This is a genomic window from Granulicella sp. L60 (assembly GCF_009765825.1).
Lineage (GTDB): Bacteria > Acidobacteriota > Terriglobia > Terriglobales > Acidobacteriaceae > Edaphobacter.
Map to the genome: position 1 here is coordinate 841,268 of NZ_LMUR01000022.1, position 5,730 is coordinate 846,997.

The 5,730-nt window shown below is 48.4% G+C and carries 3 protein-coding genes; 1 reads left to right on the forward strand and 2 read right to left on the reverse strand.

Annotated features, from left to right (window positions below; genetic code table 11):
* Window positions 1–930: 930 nt before the first annotated feature.
* Complete coding sequence (locus GSQ82_RS24445; protein WP_158794839.1) at window positions 931–2,970, reverse strand: hypothetical protein; 2,040 nt, start codon at window positions 2,968–2,970, stop codon at window positions 931–933.
* Window positions 2,971–3,074: 104 nt separating this feature from the next.
* Window positions 3,075–4,928 (reverse strand): carbamoyltransferase N-terminal domain-containing protein, encoded by a 1,854-nt coding sequence (locus GSQ82_RS24450; RefSeq protein ID WP_158794840.1) that lies wholly within the window; start codon window positions 4,926–4,928, stop codon window positions 3,075–3,077.
* A gap of 295 nt (window positions 4,929–5,223) precedes the next feature.
* Between GSQ82_RS24450 and GSQ82_RS24820 the strand changes: the two genes are divergently transcribed.
* The coding region (locus GSQ82_RS24820) for a condensation domain-containing protein (RefSeq protein ID WP_216847170.1) at window positions 5,224–5,730 on the forward strand (507 nt) is incomplete at its 3' end.

The following is a 5,730-nucleotide window of genomic DNA, read 5'->3' on the forward strand; positions in this document are numbered from 1 at the left end:
ACTGGCACATATGATTGCAGGAAGTTCGGCCATTTTAGATTTAGGTTCCGAAAGCTTTGCGCAAAAGACGTTCCGAATGATCGCAGTGGCCCACGCAATATAGGGCCGTGAACCTGCCAGTCAATATACCATTGTGTATTAGGGCATGATGGATGAATTCTCGCTGGGCCTTCTCATTCCTCATCTCCAGATCCGTTCTTGTGATATCTAGAGGCTTCGACATAAGCAGTAGTTCGAAGAGTTGAAACCATTTGCTTAGAAGTCGATATTGTGGAATTCTCGAGCATAGGAATTTCTATTGTCTGCGAGGATCGTCAATGAGGCGGTGTTAATTCTCGCTCGGAGAAGCTGTTGAGGCATCGCGAAGTCGCCCCCGAAGAAATGGCCCGATAGATGAAATGAATGGACTGGCTACGTTTCCACAATTGCTTTAGGAAGTAATCGGCTGCAGCTGTAGTAACGCGAGAGTCCGCTTTGGATTATGCATGAATGAGATCAGCTATGTGTTTTGCAATTGACTGCGTGTTCTGCTCCATGGCGAGTTGCGAGAAGGCCTCCTCGAGCGTCGGCAGAGCCATCATTGGCCGCAGACTTTGAATGGAGTCGCTTTCCGGGACGGAGAATTACGACGTGTGAACGATACCGTTGAACGGATATGCAATGGGTACTTTTTGGCGCATCCCTTTTGGATATCCCGAAATAGATGCATCACGGTAGTCGCACAGCGAAAACAAGCTTAACATTCCATTAATACATTCAGCAGACTGTCGCCGGGCATATTGCGAATCAACATCTTTTGGTTTCTTGGGTCGCTCAAATCCAATGTAAGCGCTACAACCAAGAAAATCTTGTTCGAATTTGTTAGCGCAGCTGCTTTCTGAACGCAGAGTGACATTGGCGGCTGAATTACAACCGACCACAGGTAAGAATCTAGACGCCAGGCTGGTACTCAGCAATAAAACTGTGAATGTCACCGAACGAGCAATAGAGTTGAGGTGGCATTCCTTGCTGAATAGCATCCGCGGCTAAGTGTAGGGCGGCTGAAGTCGGATATGTTGGCGTGGGCCAATGTATCGTCAATTCATTGACGCCTTCCCCGATCGCGCTAGGATCAAGAAGGATATCCCAAGTTTTCCATTCACAATCTCCCGGAATTTGATGTTGATATTCTTCATTAACTCGAATTTCGATGATCCCGGACAGCGAATTAGGCAATCTGAACGTAAGTACAAGACTTGTTGGACAGAGGGCATCTCCAATAAAAAAGAATCTAGATTTGTTTGAAAATGCTCTGTAATAGTCTTGTTGTCTATAGGGAGACGTACCGGGTACGGTCCACTGAGTCTCTTGTGGTTGATCAGCAGATGAAATGTAATAGCTCTCCAATAAGTTAGTGGGCCTGATAGAAATACTGCGCGCTTCCTTTCTAATTTTGTTCAAGGACATCGAGATATCAATGCCGATCGTCCTCAAAGAGGCAGTGATTGCGCCTGTAAGTTTTTGGTCGAGCTGCGGTTCATGTTGACCAAACAAATGGCGCTGTACGGAAGGCCAAGGCATTTCAATCAACTCTTCGCCAGAAGTTGATAAAAAAACTGAAATGCCGCGCGCCTGAACTTCAGCGAACTTAACCATTACTTCACTGAGTTCCGGGGCTAATTTTAATGCGGTTGAGCAGTAGTGATGTATGAGCTCGTAGTTCTGGCAGTTATGCGCATTGTGAACTGCGGCCAAAAACATTGCTTCTGCTTCCACTCCGCGATTCGGCTTGGCATCCTGATCCAGGAAATTGGACCACGGAAGATTTGTGCCAGTTATTACGCTCGTTATATGAGAAGCAACGGCGGCCATACTCACTTGAATTGCCTCTGAAGTCATGTGACAGTAATCTAAGAACAGCCGACGGTCCGGCAAATCGCCATTCAAATATTCTTCAAAAAATCGGGGCAGATCTAGGATGCCGCTCTTCTCAAACGTAACTGCTTTTTCGCGCATGATTTGTTGCGATATCGAAAAGGGACGGGGAGACAAATTGCACATGGAACCGCTCCAAATATTTGCATCTCGAGCCGCTTCCAGATAATTTCTGCTGGCCTTGTCGTTTTTTTGATGCATATTGCAATCTGCCAACAAGTAAAAGCCGGCCGAGCTAACGCCCCCGTCAAGCTCAATCATTGATCTAGCCAGCTCTTCAGCCTCCGAAATATTGCCTTCTTGTAAACAAATGACTGCGCGTTCCCAACAGAAAGACCATTTGCTATTCGAATCAGCAGGTAGATATGGCGCGTTGCTGATTGGATCACGCCAGTCCCGAAGGTTGAATTCGGGAATGACCCAGAGCATAGGGATCTGCTTCTTCTCGTAGGCAGATCCCACTGTTTGTATCAGTAAACTGGTCTTTTCAGAAAGATTGCGTTCGAACAGCTTCTTGAGCGCTGGAATGCTCTGCTGTCTTAGCGCACTATCGGCGCACGAAATATCCATGCTGCCAACTTGGTCAGGTCGCCAATTATTTCCAGAAAATATAATTGCGGCATCCGGCTCCAACGCAAGGGCTGAAAGAGCTAGCTCGCCCACTTGAAATCCTATGCCGAGTTGTGCGAGATCTACTACTTCAATTCCGTCAGGTCCAAATTGTGATCGCAACATCACCTCTAACACCTTCGCAGGAGTAAATTGCGGATCATAACAGTAACCTCTAGCAACTGACTCGCCAAGAAAAATTATCCGCTTTTTCCCTCTCTTTGCTTTGCCATCAATGCGTGGGGTATTCGCCCAGTAGTTCCACTCCTGTCTTTTATCTATATCTCTCATGAAATCAACGCTGTTTTTTGGTCTTCTCCATATTCCGATGTGATCGGAATCGAGGGGCTGATCTGGTAATTCCCAGCCGAGCAGCTCCTTCAGAGCCGAGCCCCGTCCTTTCGCCTCGATTGATCGCTGAACCAGCAGACCGCTGTGCTTGAACATGCTGAGAGCCCTTGCTCCATCGCTCGTGCTTGCAAGTTGAGCCAGTCGGTTTGCGAACCCTTTTTGTAAATCTTCGAACGATAGTGTCATAGTTTGAGAAGAGCTTATAGCAATGTGTAAATAGAATGGCTAATAGATTCGCCCGGTTTCGCTTTTGCGGCCTGATACTTTAGGGCCTCCAGCGACCATAGAGTGGGAATACCCGCACGCTCAATGACGAAGTCCTCAACAACTAGGATGTCGATCTGGGATTGCACAAAACACATCAACACGTCGTACAGGGTACAAGCGATTGGGTCACCGCGCATATTTAGAGAAGTGTTCAGGAGTATCGGGCACCCCGTGCGGCGATCAAACTCTTCTAGCAACAAAGAAAGTCTTCGATTAGTTGAATGATTAACCGTCTGCACCCTCGCTGATCCATCCACATGAGTAATAGCCGGAAGAGCGAGATCTGAGATTACGGTACAGGTCTCAAGCATGAAGGGGGATGGATGATCCAGATCGAAATGCTTGTGCGCTTGCGACTCCAGTACCACAGGAGCAAATGGACGGAATGCTTCTCTCATTTTTACGAGGGCGTTTATGCGGTCGCGCATTTCGGGATCACGTGGGTCGGCAAGTATCGATCTAGCGCCCAACGATCTCGGTCCGAATTCCATGCGTCCTTGAGACCATGCAATAACTTTACCCTCCTGGACACGGTCAATCGCGTATTGAATAAGTTCACTTTCTTTGCCGCTAAAATTGAGAAAAGCGGCATTAGAAGCATTCAAAAGTCGCTCAATGTCAGAGGGAAGATTTCGAGGACCTAAGTAGACATGCTGCAGTGGGTTTTTTTCAAGGCGTTTGCCTGCAATCTGTACATAAGCCATTGCTGCGGCCCCCACAGCCCCTCCGGCGTCTCCAGCTGCCGGCTGCACAAAGAGTCTTTTGAACGGGCCTTCTCGTAGGCAGCGGCTGTTCGCTACCACATTCAGAGCAACACCACCAGCCATACAGAGATTTTCGCTTGGAACCCTGCTATGCAGATAACTTACTTTTTCGAGTAGGACTTGCTCCAGAACTAGTTGGGCACTCTTTGCCACGTCCATATGGAACTGATCGAGCTGTGATTCAGGCACTCGTGCGGGATGATCCATTAGCTCACATAGCTTTTCGCTGAACATCGTCTCTTGTGTGAGAAAGGCAAAATAGTCCATGTTGAGACGATATTGTCCTTCCGGCCAAACATCGATCAGACTGCGAAGCTTGTTTGCATACAGTGGCTTTCCGTATGGAGCAAGTCCCATCACTTTATACTCACCTTCATTGACCTCGAAGCCGAGATATGCGGTGATAGCGCTATAGAAAAAACCTAACGAGTGTGGAAAATCAACTTGTTCAAATCTCTCGATTTGTGCGTTTTTCCCAAAGCCATAGGTTGTCGTGGCCCAATCCCCGACGCCATCTACGGTGAGAATAGCTGCTTCTTCAAAGCCGGAAAGGTAAAAGCTACTCGCTGCATGGGACGCATGATGTTCAAAAATTTCAATTGGACCATCGTACCCAAAACTGCTTCGGATGGTAGCCTGCGGGGTCGGGCTCATCATCCGACCGGCAATCATATCAATACGGCGATCGCTGATATTTGGCTGCATACCCATCCAAATTTGTCGCCCTAATTTAAGAGTCGGGTTCTCGTAATAGGCGATGCAGTCGATATCACCAATAGCGATTGCTCCATCTTCCAAGCAATAGCGAAGCGCCCTACGAGGCAAAGACTTATCATTTTTGACTCTAGAAAATCTCTCTTCCTGGGCCGCAGAGATCAGTACACCATCTCGAATCAAACAACATGCCGCATCATGATAGCCAGCCGATATTCCGATAATATTCAATGTTTTACTTTTTTTTAAGCGTGCGGGGGGCGGCGAGAGGGGCTTGTAATGGACATCACGTCTCTGCGAATCGTTCATCTATTCCCTTTGGAAATATCAGCTCCAGCAATGTGTCGAGCCGTATGGTAGCAGTTGTTGCTTTGCATTTTTGAGGAAATCGCCGTTCTTATCTTTACGAGTTTTCGCACTAAAAAAATCGCCGTTAGTGTTTCTCCTGTGAGATTGTCTTCTCATACCGCAGCGCCGATCATTGTTGAGTTGAACCGATATGAACCTTCTGTTAGGGTGAAGCGGGAACTACGATGCATGTCGAGGAGTTAGCATCTTGGCCAGATCTTCCTCATCAGAATCACTTTCATCAGCAGATTCTCGTTTGCCTCTTCTGAGAGACGTCCGAAGTATAGCAAGGCGACTACCCGTCGTAGCAGTTACGAGATATGGGTCGCTTCCTCTTTCGTTTGCGCAGCAGCGGCTATGGTTTCTATCTCAGATGGAAGGGGCAAGCGCGGCGTATCACCTGCCTTTCGGCCTGCGCCTGTCAGGCAGCCTCGACACTACTGCACTTCGCCGATCGCTGGATCGGATCGTGGCCCGACATGAGGTTCTGCGCACTACCTTTGTGCTGATCGATGGAGAGCCGGTGCAGCGCATCGGCTCGGTGGAGGACCATCCCTTTCTTCTGCAGGAACACGACCTGCGTCAGCAGGAGGATGCGGAAGAAGAGTATCACCGGCTGTTCGAAGTTGAAACCGACGCCGCTTTCGATTTGGCCAGCGGGCCTTTGATCCGCGGCCGGCTTATCCATCAGGCCGAAGACGAACATGTTCTGTTGATCACCATGCACCATATCGTCTCCGATGGCTGGTCGATTGGGGTGCTG

Coding starts and splice junctions, on each gene's coding strand:
- GSQ82_RS24445 (WP_158794839.1), bottom strand. CDS start 2,970: ATGTTCAAGCACAGCGGTCTGCTGGTTCAGCGATCAATCGAGGCGAAA.
- GSQ82_RS24450 (WP_158794840.1), bottom strand. CDS start 4,928: ATGAACGATTCGCAGAGACGTGATGTCCATTACAAGCCCCTCTCGCCG.